This window comes from Streptomyces sp. AA1529 (assembly GCF_000280905.1).
Classification (GTDB): Bacteria; Actinomycetota; Actinomycetes; order Streptomycetales; family Streptomycetaceae; genus Streptomyces.
Genome location: NZ_ALAP01000090.1, coordinates 19,895 through 38,693, shown reverse-complemented (window position 1 = coordinate 38,693; position 18,799 = coordinate 19,895). Strand labels below are relative to the sequence as shown.

The 18,799-nt window shown below is 75.3% G+C and carries 18 protein-coding genes and 1 pseudogene; 17 read left to right on the top strand and 2 right to left on the bottom strand.

Going from position 1 to position 18,799, the window contains the following annotated elements:
- Positions 1-244: 244 nt before the first annotated feature.
- Both A949_RS0125615 and A949_RS34590 read left to right on the top strand, forming a co-directional pair.
- Entirely contained in the window at positions 245-1,327 is a 1,083-nt protein-coding gene (locus A949_RS0125615) for a PP2C family protein-serine/threonine phosphatase (RefSeq protein ID WP_019358902.1), read from the top strand.
- A gap of 94 nt (positions 1,328-1,421) precedes the next feature.
- Positions 1,422-1,946: pseudogene (locus A949_RS34590) on the top strand (MarR family winged helix-turn-helix transcriptional regulator); the annotation flags it as partial.
- A gap of 261 nt (positions 1,947-2,207) precedes the next feature.
- Here the strand turns inward: A949_RS34590 and A949_RS0125605 are convergent.
- Positions 2,208-3,917 carry a chloride channel protein gene (locus A949_RS0125605; protein ID WP_019358900.1) on the bottom strand — a complete coding sequence of 570 codons (1,710 nt, stop codon included), beginning with the start codon at positions 3,915-3,917 and terminating at the stop codon, positions 2,208-2,210.
- A gap of 206 nt (positions 3,918-4,123) precedes the next feature.
- Between A949_RS0125605 and A949_RS39300 the strand changes: the two genes are divergently transcribed.
- On the top strand, positions 4,124-4,552 hold the full coding sequence (locus A949_RS39300) for a hypothetical protein (RefSeq protein WP_019358899.1): 429 nt from the start codon (positions 4,124-4,126) through the stop codon (positions 4,550-4,552).
- Positions 4,549-4,890 (top strand): winged helix-turn-helix domain-containing protein, encoded by a 342-nt coding sequence (locus tag A949_RS39295; RefSeq protein ID WP_019358898.1) that lies wholly within the window; start codon positions 4,549-4,551, stop codon positions 4,888-4,890. Before A949_RS39300 ends, A949_RS39295 begins: the two co-directional genes overlap by 4 nt.
- A 283-nt stretch (positions 4,891-5,173) precedes the next feature.
- Here the strand turns inward: A949_RS39295 and A949_RS0125590 are convergent, their stop codons facing one another.
- A complete protein-coding gene (locus A949_RS0125590) occupies positions 5,174-5,503 on the bottom strand; it encodes a helix-turn-helix domain-containing protein (protein ID WP_069991167.1) in 330 nt (109 codons plus the stop codon).
- Between the two features lie 353 nt (positions 5,504-5,856).
- Here A949_RS0125590 and A949_RS34585 point away from each other — a divergent pair, with 353 nt between their 5' ends.
- From A949_RS34585 to A949_RS0125525, 13 genes are all read left to right on the top strand, one after another.
- Positions 5,857-6,936, top strand: coding sequence for an ABC transporter ATP-binding protein (locus A949_RS34585; protein WP_019358896.1), 1,080 nt, complete (start codon positions 5,857-5,859; stop codon positions 6,934-6,936).
- Positions 6,933-8,084, top strand: a complete 1,152-nt coding sequence (locus A949_RS0125580; RefSeq protein WP_019358895.1) for an ABC transporter permease — start codon at positions 6,933-6,935, stop codon at positions 8,082-8,084. Before A949_RS34585 ends, A949_RS0125580 begins: the two co-directional genes overlap by 4 nt.
- A complete protein-coding gene (locus tag A949_RS0125575; protein WP_019358894.1) occupies positions 8,084-9,550 on the top strand; it encodes a YcaO-like family protein in 1,467 nt (488 codons plus the stop codon). The genes A949_RS0125580 and A949_RS0125575 overlap by 1 nt, the downstream gene beginning before the upstream one ends.
- A gap of 69 nt (positions 9,551-9,619) precedes the next feature.
- Positions 9,620-10,309, top strand: a complete 690-nt coding sequence (locus A949_RS35740; RefSeq protein ID WP_019358893.1) for a TOMM precursor leader peptide-binding protein — start codon at positions 9,620-9,622, stop codon at positions 10,307-10,309.
- Between the two features lie 5 nt (positions 10,310-10,314).
- Positions 10,315-12,015, top strand: a complete 1,701-nt coding sequence (locus A949_RS37805; protein ID WP_019358892.1) for a hypothetical protein — start codon at positions 10,315-10,317, stop codon at positions 12,013-12,015.
- Positions 12,012-12,776 carry a nitroreductase family protein gene (locus A949_RS37800; protein WP_019358891.1) on the top strand — a complete coding sequence of 255 codons (765 nt, stop codon included), beginning with the start codon at positions 12,012-12,014 and terminating at the stop codon, positions 12,774-12,776. Before A949_RS37805 ends, A949_RS37800 begins: the two co-directional genes overlap by 4 nt.
- 100 nt (positions 12,777-12,876) lie before the next feature.
- Positions 12,877-13,044, top strand: coding sequence for a thiocillin family RiPP (locus A949_RS37795; RefSeq protein WP_019358890.1), 168 nt, complete (start codon positions 12,877-12,879; stop codon positions 13,042-13,044).
- Between the two features lie 40 nt (positions 13,045-13,084).
- Positions 13,085-13,264 carry a thiocillin family RiPP gene (locus A949_RS34570; RefSeq protein WP_019358889.1) on the top strand — a complete coding sequence of 60 codons (180 nt, stop codon included), beginning with the start codon at positions 13,085-13,087 and terminating at the stop codon, positions 13,262-13,264.
- 63 nt (positions 13,265-13,327) lie between these two features.
- Entirely contained in the window at positions 13,328-13,510 is a 183-nt protein-coding gene (locus tag A949_RS0125545; protein ID WP_019358888.1) for a thiocillin family RiPP, read from the top strand.
- Between the two features lie 73 nt (positions 13,511-13,583).
- Positions 13,584-13,760, top strand: a complete 177-nt coding sequence (locus tag A949_RS37790; RefSeq protein ID WP_019358887.1) for a thiocillin family RiPP — start codon at positions 13,584-13,586, stop codon at positions 13,758-13,760.
- A gap of 184 nt (positions 13,761-13,944) precedes the next feature.
- On the top strand, positions 13,945-15,054 hold the full coding sequence (locus A949_RS34565) for a PqqD family peptide modification chaperone (RefSeq protein WP_019358886.1): 1,110 nt from the start codon (positions 13,945-13,947) through the stop codon (positions 15,052-15,054).
- Positions 15,051-17,819, top strand: a complete 2,769-nt coding sequence (locus A949_RS38275) for a hypothetical protein (RefSeq protein WP_037707677.1) — start codon at positions 15,051-15,053, stop codon at positions 17,817-17,819. Before A949_RS34565 ends, A949_RS38275 begins: the two co-directional genes overlap by 4 nt.
- Positions 17,816-18,736 carry a lantibiotic dehydratase C-terminal domain-containing protein gene (locus A949_RS0125525; RefSeq protein WP_019358884.1) on the top strand — a complete coding sequence of 307 codons (921 nt, stop codon included), beginning with the start codon at positions 17,816-17,818 and terminating at the stop codon, positions 18,734-18,736. The genes A949_RS38275 and A949_RS0125525 overlap by 4 nt, the downstream gene beginning before the upstream one ends.
- Positions 18,737-18,799 lie beyond the last annotated feature (63 nt).

Sequence of the window (18,799 nt, the reverse complement as noted above, 5' to 3'; positions counted from 1 at the left end):
GGGCGGGGGCTCGCCGGGGCCCCGGACGGGACCGCGGCCGGCCGCGGCCCTGCCCGGCCCCGCCCGCGGCCGGGCCGGTGACGGGGCACCGGGGCCGTACCCAGGGCTTCGGCGGGGCGCTGCGATCGGATAACGAGACGGCCGGGGCACCCGTGGCCCGCTGCGGCCGTTGCTTAGGGTGAAGTTCCGAGCGAAGGACCGCGGCGGAAGCGGTTCCGCGGGCGCGACGTCGCAAGGGAGCACCATGGCTGAGGGGCGCGAGCAGCGTACCTACACCGTGCTGGTACTGCTGCCGGTCCTGGTGATGGCGGTGGTGGCCGGTGTCGACATGCTGGCCGGCCCCGAGGTGGGTTTCCTGCCGCTGGTCTCCCTCGGTCCCGCCTTCGCCGGACTGGTCGGCACCTGGCGGCGCACCCTGGTCGTCGGCGCGCTGGCGATGCTGCTCTGCGTCGGGCTCGGGGTCTACGACGACCTCCTGCTGACCCGGCGCGGCTACACGGCGCTGGCCTCCGTCGTCGGGGTCACCGTCGCCGGTGTGGTGGCCGCGATCATGCGGGGCCGGCGTGAGCAGGAGCTGGCCAGCGTGCGGTCGATCGCGGAGGTCGCCCAGCGGGTGCTGCTGCGCCCGGTTCCGCGCAGCGCGGGGCCGCTGCGGGTGGCGGTCTCCTACACCTCGGCCGTGGCCGAGGCGCGGATCGGCGGCGATCTGTACGAGGTGGCCGCGTCCGCCGACCGGATACGGCTGATCGTCGGCGATGTGCAGGGCAAGGGGCTGGCGGCGGTGGAGACCGCGTCCGTGGTGCTGGGCACCTTCCGGGAGGCCGCCTACGAGGAGCCGGACCTGACGCAGCTGGGCGCTCGGCTGGAGCGCAGCGTGGGCCGGGAGTTGGAGGACGAGAAGTTCGTGACGGCCATCATCGCCGAGGTCCGCCCCAAGGAGCGCACCGTGGTCTTCCTCAATCACGGCCATCCGCCGCCGATGCTGGTCCGCCGGGGCGGCACGGTGGACTTCCCCCGGCCGGCCAGCTACGCGCTGCCGCTCGGGCTGGCCGCGCACGGCGGCGAGCCGCCCGCCGCGTTCAGCGCCGAGTTCGCGCCGGGCGACCAACTCCTCCTCTACACCGACGGGGTGACCGAGGCCCGGAACGGCGAGGGCGACTTCTATCCGCTCAAGGACAAGGGCGGGCTGCTGCGCACCGGCGACGCGCAGGCCGCGCTGGACACGCTGCGCGAGGATGTGGAGAGCTACACCGGTGGCGTCCAGGACGACGACGCCGCGATGCTTTTGGTGCGCTATCGCCCCGGGCGCGGCCCCGGGCGCGACTGAGGCCCCGCGTGCCCGGGACGGGCGGGCGGCCCGGTGACCGTCCGGCCCGGGAGACCGCAGGATACGGAAGAGAAGGAAGCGGTAAAAAGGGGACATGACCGAGAGCGGAGACCCGCTGGAGGGTTTGGACGATGTGGACGCGGTCACCCGCGCCGTGCTGACCGCGTCCAGGGTGCTGGTGGCGGTGTCGGCCAGTTCGCTGGCCGAGGTCGAGGACCGGGTGACGCTGCCGCAGTTCCGGATGCTGGTGGCCCTCTCCTCCCGCGGCGCCACCAAACTGGTGGCGGTCGCCGAGCTGCTGCGGGTGGCGCCCTCGACGGCCATGCGGATGGCGGACCGGCTGATCACGGCCGGGTTCGTGGACCGCCAGACCAACCCGCACAACCGCCGCGAGACTCTCCTCACGCTCACCGGCGAGGGGCGGCGCATCGTGGGCAGCGTCACCTCCCGCCGCCGCCGGGAGCTGGCGGCCGTCGTGGAACGGCTCGCCCCCGACCGGCGTGCGGCGCTCATCGAGGCCCTGACGGACTTCAACCGGGCGGGCGGCGAACCGCCGGTGCCTCCCACGGACGCCGATGTCCCCTACCCGCTGGGCTGGGGCGACCTGGCCGACCTCGCGGCACCGCCGGCCGCGCCGGACGGGGCCGCGGAGCGGTCCCCGGGCGGTCCGGGGGAGCCGTCGCCGGGCGGTCCCGGGCGGCCGTCCCCGGGCAGACCGGCGGGACAGGCTCCGCACGTCCCCCGCGACCAGCCCTCGGACCCGCTGTCGGACCAGCCCCCGGACCGGCCGTGACCTGACCCGGCGCCCGCTCCGTCGCCCGGCCCGCCGTCCGGCCCGGCCCGCCGTCCGGCCCGGGAGCCGGCCGGCGCTCGGGTACGGTCAGGCCGGTACGGACTCCGGGGCCGGCGCTGCGGCCGGGGCGTGGAGGGCGCGCAGGGCGCTGCGGTGGCTGAGCCAGCCCACCGGCACGCCCCGTTCGGGGTCCAGCACCGGCATCCCGCTGCCCACCGAGTCCGCGAGCGAGTGCAGCGCCGTGACCAGCGGCTCGTCCGGCTCGACGACCGGCGGCCGGTGGACCAGGTCGCCCGCCGTGGTGGGGGCGCCGTCCGGCTGCTCGGACAGCGCCTCGGCCACCGCCCGGGTGGTGACCACTCCGGCGTACCGGCCGGCGGTGTCCAGCACCGGGAGCGCCCCGTGCCCGGAGAGGCTCAGCACGTCGGCCGCCTCGGTCAGCGGCGTGGTGGCGCAGAGCGGTTCGGGCAGCGCCTCCATCACGGAGCCGACCGGCTGGCGGCCCAGCGGCGCGCCCTGGGCCGGGCCCTCCAGGTCGATGCCGCGGCGGCGCAGCTTGAGCGTGTAGACGGTGTCCCGGGACAGCAGCCGGCCGGTCGCCGTGGCCAGCGCGATGGCCAGCATCATGGACAGGATGATCGAGTACTCGCCGGTCAGCTCGAAGAGGATGACCACGGCGGTGATCGGTGCGCGGGACGCCCCGGCGAAGACCGCGCCCATCCCCACCAGCGCGTAGGCGCCGACGGCGCCCGCGCTGTTCGGCAGCAGCTGGTGCAGCACGGCGCCGTAGGCGGCGCCCAGCATCGCGCCCATGAACAGGCTCGGCGCGAACACGCCGCCGGAGCCGCCGATGCCGATCGTCACGCTGGTCGCCAGGACCTTGCCGACGAGCAGCAGCAGCAGGAAGCCCACCGCGTACTCGCCCTCGGTGGCGTTCTCCAGCACCGGGTAGCCCACTCCGTACATCTGCGGCAGCGCGAGCAGCAGCAGCCCCAGCACCAGTCCTCCGGCGGCGGGCCGCAGCCACTCGGGTCCGCGCCACAGCCAGTCGCAGGCGTCCTCGATCGCGTACAGGATGCGCGAGAAGCCCACGCCCACGGCGCCGGCGACCACTCCCAGCACCGCGAAGAGCCCGTACTGGCCCAGGTGGTCGACGTGGAAGGCGGGGAGTTCGAGGAAGGCCACGTCCCCGAACGCGGCCCGGCCGATCACGCTCGCGGTGACGCTGGAGAGCACCGCGGCGCCGAACGCCTCGGCGCTGAAGGTCATCAGGATGAGTTCCATGGCGAAGAACACGCCGGCCAGCGGGGCGTTGAACGTCGCGGCGATCCCGCCCGCGGCGCCGCAGGCCACCAGCAGCCGCAGCCGCCCCTCGTCGGCGCGCACCAGCCGGCCCATGGTGGCCCCGAGCGCTGAGCCGACCTGCACGATCGGGCCCTCGCGGCCCACCGAGCCGCCGGAGCCGATGGTCAGCGCGGAGGCGAGTGTCTTGACGACGGCGACCTTGGGGCTGATCCGCCCGCCGCGCTGCGCCACCGCGAGCATCACCTCGGGCACCCCGTGTCCGCGTGCCTCCTTGGCGAAGCGCTGGACGAGCGGGCCGTACAGCAGTCCGCCCACCACCGGCGCCAGCACCACGAAGAACGGGCCCAGCCAGGACAGGTGGGGGTGTGCCGAGCCGGGGTCGGCGGCGTAGTCCTCGTGTCCGGAGAAGAGCCGGGTGAACTGCTCGATGCACCAGCGGAACACGATCGAGCCGAGGCCCGCGCCTGCTCCGGTGAGGACGGCCAGCAGCATCAGCCCCCATGGTGCGGAGCGCACCCATGCGCTCGTCGTACCTCTGCTGATACCAGCCCTCATGCCGACCATCACTGCTCCCTTCTTACTTTTGCATTATGCAAAGCTTGTCAAGTGCACGGACAGTGAGCAGAGGACTTGCCAAAATGGAAAGTAGATGCCTAACCTGAAAGAACGTGAACGGCCGACAACACGGGAGGCAGGTCATGGAGGCAGCGCAGGCGCGGGCGGCACTCGCCCGGCGGGACGCGGTGCAGGGGGCCGGACAGCGGGCCCACGCCGACTGGTACGCGCGCTACCTGCTGGGCTTCCTCGGATTCACCGTGCTGCTGCTCGGCGCCGCCGCGGCGGCCCGGACGGCTCCCGCGGCCGCCGTCACGCTCAACGCGGTCGGGGCCGTCCTCGGCATGGCGGCCATGGGATACGCCGGCACCCGGCCCGTGGTCACCCGCCGCTTCCACCGCTTCCACCTCGTCTTCAGCGCGGGCTGGAGCGCCCTGTACGTGACGGCGGTCGTCACCGGCTCGGTCTGGCCCGGGGGAGCCCCGGCGCTGTGGTGGCCTGCCGCGCTGGCCGTACTCGCGGCGTGGACGCTGGGCGCGGCGCTGCTGGCCCGCCGGGCGGGCGCGCGGTGAGCAGCACCGCACGGCACCCGCGGCACCGGCTGGAGCCGCTGTTGCAGTCCCCGGTCCGGTTCTCCGTGCTGGCCGCGCTGGCCACGGCGGAACGGCTGGAGTTCCGCTTCGTCCGGGACGTGGTGGAGGTCAGCGACTCGGCGCTCTCCAAGCAGTCCGCGGCGCTGGAGGAGGCGGGTCTGGTCGAGGTCGAGAAGGGGTATCTCGGGAAGCGCCCGCGCACCTGGCTCAAGGCCACCCCGAAGGGCAGGCGGATCTTCCAGGAGCACTGCGAGGGACTCCAGGCCATCGCCCGGGGTCCGGAGGCGGAACCGCCGGCGGACTCCGGCGGGCGGTAACCCCTCCCGCCCGGGGCGCCGGGTCCGCGGTGGTGCGGAGCGTGCGACCGGGCGGCGAAACCGCCGGGGGATGCGCCGCGGGGAATGCGCCGCGGGGAAGACCGTGAGGAATGCGCCGCGGGAAGAGGGCGGCAAGGCGCCGCGCCGAGCGGGAACCCGCACATGCGAAGGCGGGGAGCGATGCTTCGCCCATCGCTCCCCGCCTCGGCGCACGCCGCGGCGTGAATGCGTTGCTTTTCTTTCGCGAATCCGGTGGTGAATGCGGCGGTGAATGCCCGCCAAATCAGGCGGTGCGGTGCACGGCGTGCACTTCCCGTAGCGGTGCGGAATGGTGGCCGCGGCGCCGCCTGCCGTGTCCGGGCAATTCCTCGCAGCGGCAGAGCAGATCCATCCGCGAGAGAATATCGTGGGCCACCGGAACCATGCGCCTACCCGCTTCGGTCAGACTCATGCCTCCGGGTGTGCGCTGGAACAGCGGCTGTCTGGTGCGGACTTCGAGCTGGCGGATCTGGTCGCTGATGCTGGCGGCCGAGTAGCCCAAGGCGCTGGCCGTTCTGGTCACGCTGCCCGTTCGTGCACAGGTGACGAAGGCGCGAAGCATCCGATCGTTCACTGAGTCTCCCCGTGTGGCAAATCATGCAAACTCGGTGCGTTGCGGACACCTGGGCCCGGTCCTGGCCGGTGCCCGAGCAGGGAAGGTCGTCCCGCGGTATCCGCCTGGTCGGACGGCTCACTATTCCCGTAAGTCCCTTGCGGCACAAGGAGACTGACAGGTAGCCCGGTCGCCCGTCCCCACAAGTCCCCTCATCAGCAAGCCGGTTCCGGCATTCGGTCTCTCCGAACGCCCCTTGCCGCACGTTCCGGCGGACGACCAGCATTGCTCGCGATCACGGCCGACCCGGCCGGCCTGACGCACAGCGCAGAACGTGTCGACGTATTGCGCGGACGTGGGGGTGCAGCGTCGAAATGTTCAGCATTCAAGAACGCAGTGAAAGTCCGGACACCGGGGCCGCCGAGTCCGGCGACCCGCAGGTCCTCGCGGTCCGGGAACTCACCGTCCGCTACGGTGATTTCACGGCCGTGAACAATGTCGGCTTCACTGTCGGGCGCGGTGAGATCTTCGGTCTTCTCGGCCGCAACGGAGCGGGCAAGACGAGCACGATCGCGGCGGTCGCCGGACTGCTGCGTCCCGCCGCCGGACACGTCCGGGTGCTCGGCAGGCAACTGGAGCCCGGGCGGCGCGGCGGCGCCTGGCCGGGCGGCGCGCTCTCCCTCCAGCCGCAGAAGACCAGCCTCTTCCCCCGCCTCCAGGTGGCGGAGACGCTCCGGATGTGGGCGTCGCTCTACCCCGATCCGCGCCCGGTGCCCGCGCTCATCGACGAACTGGGCCTCACCGACAAGGCCCGCACCAGGGCCGCCCGGCTCTCCGGGGGCCAGCAGCAGCGGCTGCTGCTGGCCACGGCGCTGGTCGGCAACACTCCGCTGGTGGTCCTCGACGAACCCACCACCGGGCTCGACCCGCACGCCTCCCGCGACGCCTGGGCCGTCATCAACAAGGCCCGCGCGGGCGGCACCACCTTCCTGCTGAGCACCCACGCCATGGCGGAGGCCGAGGAGAGGTGCGACCGGCTGGCCATCCTGCACGAGGGACGGCTGCGCACCTCCGGAACCCCGGCACAGATCGTGCGCGACCTCACCCGCGGCAGCACCGTCACCGTCCGCTCCTCCCAGGAGGGCCTGCTGCGGGCCGCCCGCGCGGAGTTCGGCACCGACGCGGTGCGGGCCGAGCCTGGGGACGGCGGCGGCGCACCGCGCTTCACCGTCGCGACCACACGCCCCGAGCGGGCTGTGGCCTGGTGCGAGGAACGGGCGCCCGAAGCGGACGTACGTGTCCACCGCCCGACGCTGGAGGACGCGTTCCTCACCGCCACCGGCACCGCACCGGCGGACAGCACCGCACCGGGGGCGAGCGGTACGGCACCGGCGGCGGACAGCGTTCCGGCGGCGGCCGGCGGCGCCCGCCCGGAAGGGGGAGGCCCGCGGTGAGCACTCTCGGGACGCGCCGGACCGCCACCGGTCCGGCGCAGGACGACGAGCCGCGCGCCGACGGCACCCGCACCGGCACGGCGGACCCCGCGCCGCCCCCGCCGGACCCCGACGGCGCCGCCCCGCGCGGCGAGTTCGCCGCGCTGGCCAGGGGCATGACCAAGGAACTGGTCCGCGACCCGATGGCGCTGTTCTTCAGCGTCGTCTTCCCGGTCCTGCTCGCCGGGCTGTTCGTCGCCATCATGCAGCTCACCTGGGCCGGCGGCCCCTACACGATCGCGGTGGTGGGCAACGGCACCCAGGCGGCCCGGCTCAGCTCGGCGCTCGGCGACGGTTCGCGGGTCACCGCGGTCGACGGGCCGCGCGCCGCCCCCGAGGACACCGACGCCGTGGTCACCCCGGCCGCCGACGGCGAGGTGCTGCGCGTGGTGACCGACCCCGAGAGCCCCTCGGTGGTGTCCGCGCTGCGCGACGCGCTGCCCGGCACCGGCTGGGACGGGCGCACCCTGGAGGCCGTGGGCACCGACGGCAGTCCGCCGTTCGAACCGATGCCGTTCGTGCTGCCGGGCGTCCTCGTCTTCGCGCTGATGTCGCTCGCCCTGAGCGCCACGGCGGGCACGCTGGTCGCGCTGCGGGCGAACGGCACCCTCCGGCTGCTGCGCACCACACCGGCCAGACCGCAGGCCATCCTCACCTCGCTGCTGCCCGCGCGCGGCGCGCTCGGGCTGGCACTGCTCGCCGTCGCCGGGGCCGTCGCGACCGTACTGGGCCTGCTGACGCCGCTGTCCGCGCTGACCATGCTGCTGACCACCGCGCTCGGCATGTGGCTGCTGATGTCGGTGGGCTTCCTGCTGGGCGGCACCCTGCGCTCGCCCGAGCTGACCAACGCGCTCTCCGGACTGCTCACCCCGCTGCTGCTGATGGGCTCCGGCGTGCTCTTCCCGCTGGAGCTGATGCCCGAGGGGCTGGCCGAGGCCCTGTCCTGGAACCCGGTGGCGCTGCTGGGCGACGCGCTCCGGCACGACGTCACCGGCGGTGTCACCCGGCACGCGCAGTGGCTCGACTGGCTGCTGATCGCCGCCACCGCCGCGCTGCTGACCGCCGCGGCCGTCCGCGCCTTCCGCTGGGACACGGAGAAGAAGAACTGATGAACGCCGACGTGACGACCACACTGCCCCGACCCGACGCCGCCTCCGACGCGGCCCCCCGAACCGGCCCCGCCGTCCCGGAGACCGCCGGGCAGGTCACCGCCGCACAGGACGCGGCCACCGCACCACCGCCCGCCTCGCTGCGCCGGATGGGCGACCTCGTCTCGCCCTACGGCCTCGTCAGCGGCGCCGTGCGCCTCCCCGGCAGCCCCGGCGACCCGGAGTTCCCCATCTTCACCGCCTCCCTGGGCGACCCCGGCCATGTGCTGACCGGGCACGAGGACTGGGACCTGGGCGCCGAGCACGGCAACTTCGACGGGGCGGGCGGCGATCTCTCTGCCGACCGGGCCGCACTGCTGGCGGTCGCCGAGTCCCTGGAGCGCTACTCCTCCTGCGCCCGGGACGCCGGCCGCTGCCGCTGGGCGACGGCCGCCGAACTCGGTCCGGAGGCCGTCCCGCTTGACGCCTGGCCCAAGCTGTCGGAAGCCGAACTCGCCGCCGGGGGCCACGGTCTGGTCGCCCCGGACCCGGACGCGCCGATGCGCTGGGTACGCGGCTGGTCCTTCACCCGGCGGCAGCCGGTCTGGGTGCCCGCCGTGCACGTGTGGCTGAAGAACCCGCCCGAGTCCCGCGGAGAGCGCGTCAGCCACCCCGTCTCCACCGGCTGCGCCGTGCACACCGACCCGACGGCCGCCGTCGTCAACGGGCTGCTCGAAGTCGTCGAACGCGACTCCATCGCGCTGACCTGGCTGCAACGGCTGCGGCTGCCCCGGCTGACGGTGGAGACCGAGGGGCTCTCGCCCCGGCAGCGCGCGTTCGTGCGGCGCGCCGCCAACCCGCACGTGCGCACCCGGTTCTTCGACGCCACCACCGACCTGGGCATCCCGGTGGTCTACGGCGTGCAACTCGCCGACGACGACCCCCAACTGGCCCAGGTCGTCGCCGCCACCTGCGACCCCGACCCCGGCGACGCCGTCGCCAAGCTGCACCGCGAGGCCGCGTCCCTGCGGATCGCGCTGCGGCACCACATCACCGACCGGGCGCGCGGGGACCGGGCGGGCGACGACCCGGAGCAACTGGTCGACGTCGTCGGCGGCGCGGCGCAGGCCGGACCCCGCTCGGCCCGGGGCCGCTTCGCGTTCCTGCTGGAGGGGGAGCGGGCGGAGCGGCCGCTGAGCGCGCTGCCCCGCCCCGCCGCCACCGACCCGCGCAGCGTCCTGGACTGGCTGCTGGAGCGGCTGCACGCCCGCGGCTGCGAAGTGCTCGCCGTGGACCTGACCACCGACGAGGCCCGGCAGGCCGGCGCCACCGTCGTCCGGGTCGCGGTACCCCGGCTCATGCCGCTCTCCTTCGTGCACCGGGCCCGCTACCTGGGCCACCCGCGGCTGTACGAGGCGCCCCGCGCGATGGGCCACCCGGTGCTGGACGAGGACGAGATCACCCGGCTCCCGCAGCCGTTCGCCTGACACCCTCCGGCCCGTCCGTCCCCCGCACCCGTCCACCGCCACCATCACCCCACCCGGGCAGGAGAAGCGATGCACACCGGAACGACCGGCCCCCGCAGACCGCTGTTCCTCACGGCCGGCTCCTTCGGGCACGCCGTCGGCGAGCGGCTCGCCCGCGTCCTCACCGGCGCCGTCGCCATGGGCGTCGACGAGGGCAGCCACCCCAGCTTCTGGCCGGTCAGCGATCTGCTGGTGCTGATCACCGACCACGCCAGACCCACCCTGGCCGAGGCGGTCGAATCCTCCGCGTACGCCTGGGGCGTGCCCTGGCTGCCGATCGAGCTGGAACCCGCCGAACTCCGCTGCGGACCCGCCGTGCGGCCCGGCTTCGGCGCCTGCCACCGCTGCTTCGTGCGCCGCCGCGACCAGCACGACCGCTCGCCCGTACCGCGCCGGGTACGCGAGCGGCACGGCAGCGGCAGCGGCGACGCCCCCGCGCCGCACCCCGGCCGGGCGCGGGTCACCGGCTACGCGCCGCACCACGTCGGCATGGCCGTCGCGCTGGCCCGCGCCGCCGTGCACGACCTCTTCGCGGCGCCTCCGGAGAGCGAGACCACCGCCACCCGGGTGCGCTCCGTCAACCTCGCCGACGGCAGGACGGCACGCCACCACGTGGTGGCCGTGGACCAGTGCCCGCGCTGCTGCCCGCCACGCGGCGGCGAGGACACCACATGGCGGACCTTCGAGCGGCTGACCGGCGCCGCACCGGTGGGGAGCTGACGAGGATGCCGAACGGGGACGTACTCACCGCCGAGCAGACCGGCGCCGCCGCGCTGCGCGATCCGCAGCTCTCGGTACCGGCACTGCCGCGGCTGCGCCGCGGCGTGGCCGTGCAGCAGGTCGAGGAGGGCCTGGCGGTCGAAGGGCTGCCCGCGCCCCAGGTGTTCCGCGGCAAAGCCGCCACCGCACTGCTGCCCCGGCTGCTTCCGCTGCTGGACGGGAGCCGGGACCGCGCCGCGCTCGCCGAGGAGCTGGAGCTGACGCAGCGCGCCGTCTTCAAGGCCCTCTCGCTGCTGTGGATGTGCGGAGTCATCGAGGACTCCCCGCCGCCCCCGGTCGCCGGCCGGCCGGACGCCAGGTCCGCGCTGCCCGCCGAACTCGCCGACTACCTCTCCCGGATGGGCGACTCCACCGGCGCCAACGGCTACTGGGAGCAAGGCGCACTGCGGCTCGCCGCGGCCCGGGTGGCCCTGTTCGGCAGCGGACCGGCGGCCGCCGCGCTGGCCGCGGAACTGGCGCCGTCCACGCACGTGACGCGGGTGACCGGGCCGGACGCCCTGCCGCCCCCGGAGACCACCCTGGCCGTCACCGCCGGTCTGCGGCGCGGCGAACTGTCCGCCGTCGCCGCCGCCTGCCGGGACCGGGACGTCCCGCTGGTGCGGGTGGCCGTCTCCGCCGGGCACGCCCGGCTCGGGCCGTTCGTCCACCCGCGGTACACGCCGTGCCTGGAGTGCCTGCTGGCGGAGGAGTCCGGGGCCCCGGACTCCTCGGCGGACACCGGGCCGGACGAGGAGGCCGCGGCGCTCACCGCCGCGCTGGCCGCGCACGACCTGTTCGGATTCCTCTCCCGCGCCGTCCCCTCGCCCTACCCCAACCAGTGGCGCACCGTCGCCCTCGACGACCTCAAGCAGCAGCGGCACAGCGGCGCCACCCGCCCCGGCTGCCCCACCTGCTCCGCCGTCCCCGCCGTCGAGCGGAGCGGCGCCGCCGAGGGCCCCGAGCCCGCGCCGCTGGCCGCCCGCTACGAGGCGTTCATCGGGTTCCCGCCGCACGAGTACATGGACCTCAAGGGCCACCAGCAGCACTACAAGCCCTCCAACCTGGCGCTCCAGCGCCAGGAGAAGACCTGGCCCGTCTGCCCCCGCGCCGAACTCCCGCCCCCGGACACCGCCCGCCTGGCCGGCCGGCCCTACGGGCAGGAGACCGGCCCGGAGACCGCCGTCGACCGGGACACCCTCTCCCTCGTCCTGGCCACCGTCGCCGGCATCCGCGTCGGCGACCCGGACTTCCTGCGCCGCTGGACACCCAGCGGCGGCAACATCGGCTCCGTCCTCGCCCACCTGGCCGTCCGCGACGTGCCCGGTCTGGAGCCCGGCCTCTACGGCTACGTACCCGGAGACCACCGCCTCGCGCTCCTCGCGCCCGGCACCGGAGCGCTCGACGGCCTGCCGGGAGCCGGCCCCGCCACCCTGGTGCTGACCGGCAACCTCGGCAAGGTCGCCAAGAAGTACCACTCCTTCGCGCTGCGGGTGACGCTGCTCGACGCGGGCTGCGCCCAGGCCACCCTGCGCCGCGTCTGCCGCACCCTGGGCCTGCCGCGCACCCCCGTGCGCCGCTGGGACGAGCGGGCGGCCGCCGCGGCGCTCGGCGTCGATCCGCGCGTCGAGCCCGTCACCGCCGTCACCGACCTCGGGAGGCCGCTGTGATCGCCCCGGACGACCTCGCACTCCAGCTCGTGGACTCCTTCGCCTCGGCGCCCCCGCGCCCGCACGACCCTCCGGCCGCCCGGCGCGCCGCCCCGCCCGAGCCGCTCGGGCCCTCCACGGCCGTGCCCGCACTCGCGGACCGGGACCCCGCCGCCCGGCCGGACCTGCTGGAGACCCTGCGCAGCCGCCGCGCCAACCGCCTCTGGTCCCCGGAGGCGCTGCCCGCGCCGCTGCTCACCGACGTCATCGCCGAGGGCGTGGCGGCCGACGCGGAGGAGTGGCCGGACGAACAGCCGCACACCCCCCTGGAGATCACCGTCGTCGCCTTCCGGGTGGCCGGGCTGCGGCCCGCCGTGCACCACCTCGACGCGCTCACCCGCACCGCCCGGCCGGTGCTGGAGCTGCCGCCGCCCGAGCAGCGCCACACCCTCACCCTGCAGGCCGAGTTCGGCGAAGCCCCGGCCATCGTCTCCGTCGCCGTCGACCTGCGCACGGCCGAGGAACGCGACGGCGGCCACGGCTACCGGACGCTGCTCACCCGGGCCGGCGCCGCCGTCCACACCATGTGGCTGGCCGGCGTCGCGCACGGGCTGACCGGTTCGGCGTTCGCCGGGTTCATCCCCGCCTCCGTCCGCGCCCCGCTGCGCTCCGACGGCACCAGCAGACAGCAGGTGTTCGCGCTCGCGCTCGGCCACCCGCCCGCGGCCCCGCCCGGCGACGGCACCGCGCCGCCCGCCGGGAGCGGACCGGCCGCCCCCTGAATGTCCGGCAGCGCGCCCCGGGGCCGGCACCAGCCCCCCGGCACGCGCAGGCCGGATGTCCCACCGATCCGCACCCGAGCGACGAAAGGAAGTGAGCAGCATGGAAGACGTCATCGACCTGTACGCCGTGGCCGAGGACGAACTGGCCCTCGAAGAGCTGCCCGAGGGCAACGCCCTGGCCAGCTTCTCCACGGCGACCAGCGCCAGTACCGCCTCCTGCCCGGCCACCAGCGCGTCGAGCGCCTCCAGCGTCTCCAGCTACGGCTGACCGGCACCCCAACCCGCAGCACACACGGAGGAGGTCACCCATGGAGTCCATGGACCACCTGGAGCTGGACCTGTACATCGAGGATCAGGACCTCGCGGTCGAGGAACTGCCGGACGGCAACGCGCCGGGCGGCTGCTTCGCCTGCGCCGGCTCTGCCTCCACGGCGTCCTGCCCCGGCTCGTCGGCGGCCACCGTCGGCAGCGCGTCCTGCATCGGCTGACACCCGCGGCAGCACGCACCCGCTCTCCGCAGCACCAGCGACGCAGCAGAAGGGAGATGAGAGATGCAGCAGCACACCGGCGACGACCTCGACCTGTTCGTCGAGTCGTTCGACGACGACCTGGCGGTCGAGGAGCTGAGCGAGGGCACCGCGCTGAGCACCTGGGGCAGCGCCACCACGGCGGGATCCGCCTCCTGCCCGTGGAGCACCGCCTCGTCCTCGTCGTCCGCCTCCAGCTTCGGCTGACCGGCACGGACGGCACCCCGGGCACCACCGGCCACCTGCACGGCACCGAACCCGACGGAAGGAGGTGACACCCATGGACAACACCAACAGCGTCGAACTCGAACTGTGGGCCGAGGACCTCGAAATGGAGGCGCTGCCCGAGTCGGACAGCCCCTTCACCACCTTCGGCTGCGCCGCCACCGCGGGCTGCGGCAGCTGCCCCGCCGCCTGCCTGGGCACGGCGGGCTGCTTCTCCTCCAACGGCAACTGAGCGGCGGTTTCCACCGCTTGCCCAGCGGCCTGGTGACACGCGAACACCGGACCGCGCCGTGAGGTGAGACCCCGGTTCCGGAGCGGGCGAAGCGCCCCGGAACCGGGTGCTCGCGGACGCGACCCGCGAGCACGCTCAGGCTACGACGCGGCCCGCGCGCCGAACCGCCACCAGGGAGTTGTGCATGGAGACCCTCACCCGACCGAAGCTCCGCGAGGGCCTGGAAGTCATCCGCGGGATGGACGACCACCCGCTGCTGTACGACGCGTCCTCCGGCATCTACCACCGGCTCAGCCGCTCGGCCGCCGGTCTCGTCCAGCGCCTCGACGGCTCGCGGTCGCTGGAGGACATCGCCACCATGATGGCGGCCCACGGCACCAGGACCCCCGAGGCGGCCCGCACCGAACTGGACCGCTTCGTCCGGAACCTCTACGACAGCGGCCTGCTGGACGGCGCCCCCACCCCGCAGCGGGCCCGCGACACCGGGCGGCGCGGCAAGCGCAACCAGATGATGCCGCGCTTCGTGGTCAGCCGCACGCTGCTGCCCCGGCTGCTGGAGCCGCTCGCGGCGCCGCTGCGCCACGTGCCCGGCCGTGTCACGGCGGGCGTGCACCTGGCCGGCGGGGTGCTGGGCACCGTACTCGCCTGCTGGGCGCTGTTCGCCGGACCGTCCCCCGACCCGCGCCCGGCGCACTGGACGACGCTCCTCGCGCTGGTGCTCTTCCTCTGCCAGATCGTGCTCCACGAGTGCGCGCACGCGATGGTCGCGCAGATCCTGCAGGTGCCCGTGCGAGGCTTCGGCTTCGCGCTGCTCTTCTACTTCATGCCGCTCGCCTACGTGGACCGCACCGACGCCTACCGGCTGCGCTCCCGCGCCAGCAGAGCCGTGCTCGCACTGGCCGGCCCCGTCAACGACGGCTGGGTCGCCGGGCTCACCGCGCTGGTGGCCGTCACGGCCGACGGGACGGCGGCGTCCGTGGCGGCCACCATGCTGGTCTTCCAGATCTTCAGCGTCCTCACCAACCTCAACCCCCTGCTGCCCAGCGACGGCTACGCCGCGCTGGAGGCAGGCCTGGGCACCGTCGACGCCCGCGGCCGCGCCTTCGGCCTGCTCAAACACACCCTGCTGCGCCGCCCGCTGCCCTCCCACCTGGCGGCCATGACGCCCGCGGCCCGCCGGCTGCACCTGGCGTACGGCGCGCTGTGCACGCTGTACGTGCTGGTGCTGGCGTACGTCGCGGTGCTGGGCACGGTCTTCTCCTGGGGCAGCGTCCAGGGGGTGTGGGGCCGGTGACCACGCCCGAGACCCGGCCGGAGCCGGGCCGCCCCGAACTCACCCGCGTCGCCGGACTGCCCGCCGCGTACTGCCCGCTGCCGTCCGAGCGAACCGCCGAACTCCTGGACCGGCACGCCGAGCTGAGCGGCGCACTGGAGGCGCTGCGGCCCCGCGTCGAAGACGTCCTCTACACCCTCGTACCCCTCCTCGACGGCGCCCGCGACCTGCGCCGCGCCGTACTGGCGGCACGCCGCGCCGCACACCGCGCCGCCCCGCCGGGCTGGGACGGGCCGACGGCTGCGCGGATCGCCGAGTACGCGGACGAGGAGGCACGCGGCGCGCTGCGCCGCTGGCAGGAGCTGACGGCCGCCGCACAGGCGGTGGCCGGGGAACTGGACAAGGAGGTCGCCCGGGACCGCGCCGCGGCCGAGGACACCCTGGCGGCCGCCCTGGAGGAGCCGTCGTTCGCGCACTCCCTGGCGCTGGCCACCCCGGACTGGGTGCGCTACGGCAGCGCGCGCGGCAACCGCAAGCGGCAGCGTGCCCTGCGGACGCTGTACTCGTACACCGTCCGTGCCGCCGCCAAGACCAGCCCCTTCGCCCGGCTGACGACGGTCGGCGTCCCCGGCGGCGCCCACGACGGCCGCGCCGTGCAGCAGGTGTCCGCCACGGTCGTCCTCACTGCCCTGTACGCGCTGGCCCGCTCGCCCCGCACCGCGCAGCTGCTGCGCTACCGTCCGGCCCCCGTCCGCCCGGCCGACCCCGCCGCGGAGGCGTCGGACGATCCCGCGCTGCTGATGCTCCACCCCGAGTACGTGGCCACCGGCGGGGTCACCTGGCGGCTGGACCAGGTGGTCGAGGCGGGTCCGGCGGCGGACTGGGCCCGGGCGCTGGCGGGCGCCCGCACTCCGGGCGAGGGCATGGCGACCCGTGGCGAGGACGCGGCGGTTCCCGGTGACGGCGTGCCGGTTCCCGGTGACGGCGTGCCGTTCGGCGGCGGCACCGCAGCCGAGCACGCCGACGACACCCTGGCGCACGGCGACGCGCTGCGCACCCTCGGCGGGCCGGACCCCTTCCGGCGCTTCCTGCGGATGCTCGACAGCGGCGTCCTGGCGCCTGTCCCCCCGTGGCGGCGTGGCGAGGACGCGCTGGACGTCCTGCTGGCGCTCACCCGGCACCTGCCGGACGCGCCGTCGGCCGGCGCCGCGAAGGCGCCGGCCGACGGGGAGGCGGCGGACGAAACCGGTGCCGCGGACGAAACCGGTGCGGACGAAACCGGTGCGATGGACGGGACCGGCGCGATGGACCGGGCGGGCGCGGCGGACGGGCTCGCGGTCGTGCGCGGGTTGCGGGCCCTGGCCGCCGAACGGGAGCGGCTGGCCGAACCCGTCCGGCCGGGTGCCGAGGCCCCCCGGCGGCGCGCCGGAGCCGTGGCGCGGGTGCGCGAGCTGGGCCGGGAGTGGGCCCGCACGGCGGGCTGGGACCGGTTCGAGCCGGCCGAGGTCTGGTACGAGGACGCGGCCACCGGACTCCGGCTGCCACCGGTCGTGGCGGACGAGCGGACGGCGCAGGACCTGCGCCGGCTGGGCGCCGCGATCCGCCCCCGGCTGTTCCGCTCGCACCTCTACGACACCCTGGTGCGCCGCTTCGTGGCCGCCTACGGCCGCGGCGGCAGCTGCGACGACGTCCTCGGCTTCGCCATGCGCTGCGGTGCCGAGAGCGACCGCGACCCGGAGCTGGAGCGGGCCGTGCAGCTCGACCTCGCCGCGCGCGAGGACCCGGGGGAGCGGGCCTGGCTCCCGGTCGGCCCGAGCAGCGCGCCGCCCACCGCCGCCGTGCTGTTCCAGCAGCTCCGCGGCGGCTCCGGCGGCGCCGCGGACGGCGGCCCGCGACTGGTCGTCAACCAGTTCAACCCCGGTACCGGCGGTCTGCTCACCCGCTTCACGGAACTGCTCGGCGGTGACTTCGCCGAGACGCTCCGCGGCCATGTGCGCCGCTGCTGGCCGCATGCCGCACACCACCGCGAGCTGGTGCTGTGGACCGAGTGCAGCACCGCGCAGGCCCAGTCCTGCGGGCTGCTGCCCCCGCTCACCCTGCCCGGGGAACTCGGCGCCGCCGACGCCCTTCCGCTGACCGCCACCCGCCTGGTGCACGATCCGCGGCAGGACACCCTCACCCTGCTGGCACCGGACGGGTTGCCGCTGGCGGCCGCCTACACCGGTCTGGTGCCCACTCATCTGTTCCCCAAGTTCGCCCGCTTCCTGGCCGTGCTGTCCGACCCGTGGATCAACGGATCGCCGTTGTCCGACCACCGGATGCCCTTCCAACCGCCCCGCGATCCGGAGCAGGTGTGCGCACAGGACCGGCAGACGCTGGAGGGTGCGGGCACGGTGGTGACGCGGCGGGCCTCCTGGACCGTGCCGGTGCACCGGCTCCCGCTGCCGTCCCCGGACGCGGGATGCGACGCGACGGGGGTCGCCACGATGGACGCCTTCCGCCGCGCGCACGGGGTGCCGCGCGAGGTGTTCGCCTATCTGCTGCCCGCGAACGGCGGCGGGTTCGGCCCCGACCACGACCGCAAGCCGCTGTGGGTCCGGCTGGACTCGGCCGTCTCGCTGGAGGTCCTGGCGCACTGGATCACCCCGGGCACCGGCCATCTGCGGCTGGTCGAGGCACTGCCCGCACACGACGAGCATCCGCTGCGCGACGCGGACGGGCACCGGCGCGCGGCCGAGCACGCGGCCCTGCTGCACTGGGCCGGCACCGGCGAGGAGGAGAGATGACCAGCACCGCTGTCCGCCCGGGGGAGGCGGCACACGGGGACGCCGAGGCCGCGGACGCCGGTGGCGCCTGGGACTGGTGGTATCTGCGGGCCTATCCCGGAGGCCCCGCCCGGATGGACGCCGCCGTCCGTACGGTGCTGCCCTGGCTGGCGGCCCGTGCCGCCGAACTGCGGGCGCCGGACTGGCACTTCCTGCGCTACTGGGACGCGACCGGCCACCACCTGCGGCTGCGCATCCGCTGCACGCCCGAGCAGGCCGACACACTGCACAGCCGCACCCCCGAAGTGCGGGCGCTGCTGGCCGCGCTGCCGGAACCGGAGCACCCGGAGGGCGGCGGACTGCTGCCCGCCGAACCCACCATGGCGCCCCGGCACCAGCCCGTCGGCGCGAGCCCCGCCCCCTACGCGCCCGAACGTGCCAAGTACGGCGGAACGGCGGGTATCGCCGCGGCCGAGGAAGTCTTCACCGACTGCTGCGCGCTGCTCGCCGAGACGGAACTGGTCGCGCTGCCGGCCGCCTTCGAGCGGGCCGCCGCCGCCGTCGAACTCACCGGCACGCTGGTGGCCGGCTGTCTGGCGCCGGAGGAACGGGACGCGTTCTGGACCGCGCACCGGCGCCGCTGGCTGGCCCGGCTGCGGCTGGTGCTCCCGGCGGACGAGACCCGCCAGCGGCTGCGTGCCCTGGCCTCGCAGGTGGGGGACGCGCCCCGGCCCGGCGAGGCCGTCCGCCGCCGGTGCGCGGCACACGCGGCGCTGGTGTCCGCGGCGCTGGACCGCTGCGCGGCGTCCCGCGTCCCCGTCACCCGTGCCGAACTGCTGTTGCACCACGTCCATATGACGTACAACCGGCTCGGCTTCCCGCCCGCCGAGGAGGCGGCACTGGTGCTGGCCGCCCGCGTGCTGACGCCCGGACGCTGACGCCGGCGCTCACCGCGGACGCCGGCGCCGGCACTCACCGCGGACGCCGGTACCGAGGTCGGG

What these genes read in the sequence shown, in the direction of transcription:
- A949_RS0125605 (WP_019358900.1), bottom strand. Translation starts at nt 3,917, where the DNA reads ATGCTGCTGGCCGTCCTCACCGGAGCAGGCGCGGGCCTCGGCTCGATC.
- A949_RS0125615 (WP_019358902.1), top strand. Translation starts at nt 245, where the DNA reads ATGGCTGAGGGGCGCGAGCAGCGTACCTACACCGTGCTGGTACTGCTG.
- A949_RS34585 (WP_019358896.1), top strand. Translation starts at nt 5,857, where the DNA reads ATGTTCAGCATTCAAGAACGCAGTGAAAGTCCGGACACCGGGGCCGCC.
- A949_RS0125525 (WP_019358884.1), top strand. Translation starts at nt 17,816, where the DNA reads ATGACCAGCACCGCTGTCCGCCCGGGGGAGGCGGCACACGGGGACGCC.
- A949_RS0125575 (WP_019358894.1), top strand. Translation starts at nt 8,084, where the DNA reads ATGAACGCCGACGTGACGACCACACTGCCCCGACCCGACGCCGCCTCC.
- A949_RS37795 (WP_019358890.1), top strand. Translation starts at nt 12,877, where the DNA reads ATGGAAGACGTCATCGACCTGTACGCCGTGGCCGAGGACGAACTGGCC.
- A949_RS0125545 (WP_019358888.1), top strand. Translation starts at nt 13,328, where the DNA reads ATGCAGCAGCACACCGGCGACGACCTCGACCTGTTCGTCGAGTCGTTC.
- A949_RS34570 (WP_019358889.1), top strand. Translation starts at nt 13,085, where the DNA reads ATGGAGTCCATGGACCACCTGGAGCTGGACCTGTACATCGAGGATCAG.
- A949_RS37805 (WP_019358892.1), top strand. Translation starts at nt 10,315, where the DNA reads ATGCCGAACGGGGACGTACTCACCGCCGAGCAGACCGGCGCCGCCGCG.
- A949_RS39300 (WP_019358899.1), top strand. Translation starts at nt 4,124, where the DNA reads ATGGAGGCAGCGCAGGCGCGGGCGGCACTCGCCCGGCGGGACGCGGTG.
- A949_RS35740 (WP_019358893.1), top strand. Translation starts at nt 9,620, where the DNA reads ATGCACACCGGAACGACCGGCCCCCGCAGACCGCTGTTCCTCACGGCC.
- A949_RS34565 (WP_019358886.1), top strand. Translation starts at nt 13,945, where the DNA reads ATGGAGACCCTCACCCGACCGAAGCTCCGCGAGGGCCTGGAAGTCATC.
- A949_RS37790 (WP_019358887.1), top strand. Translation starts at nt 13,584, where the DNA reads ATGGACAACACCAACAGCGTCGAACTCGAACTGTGGGCCGAGGACCTC.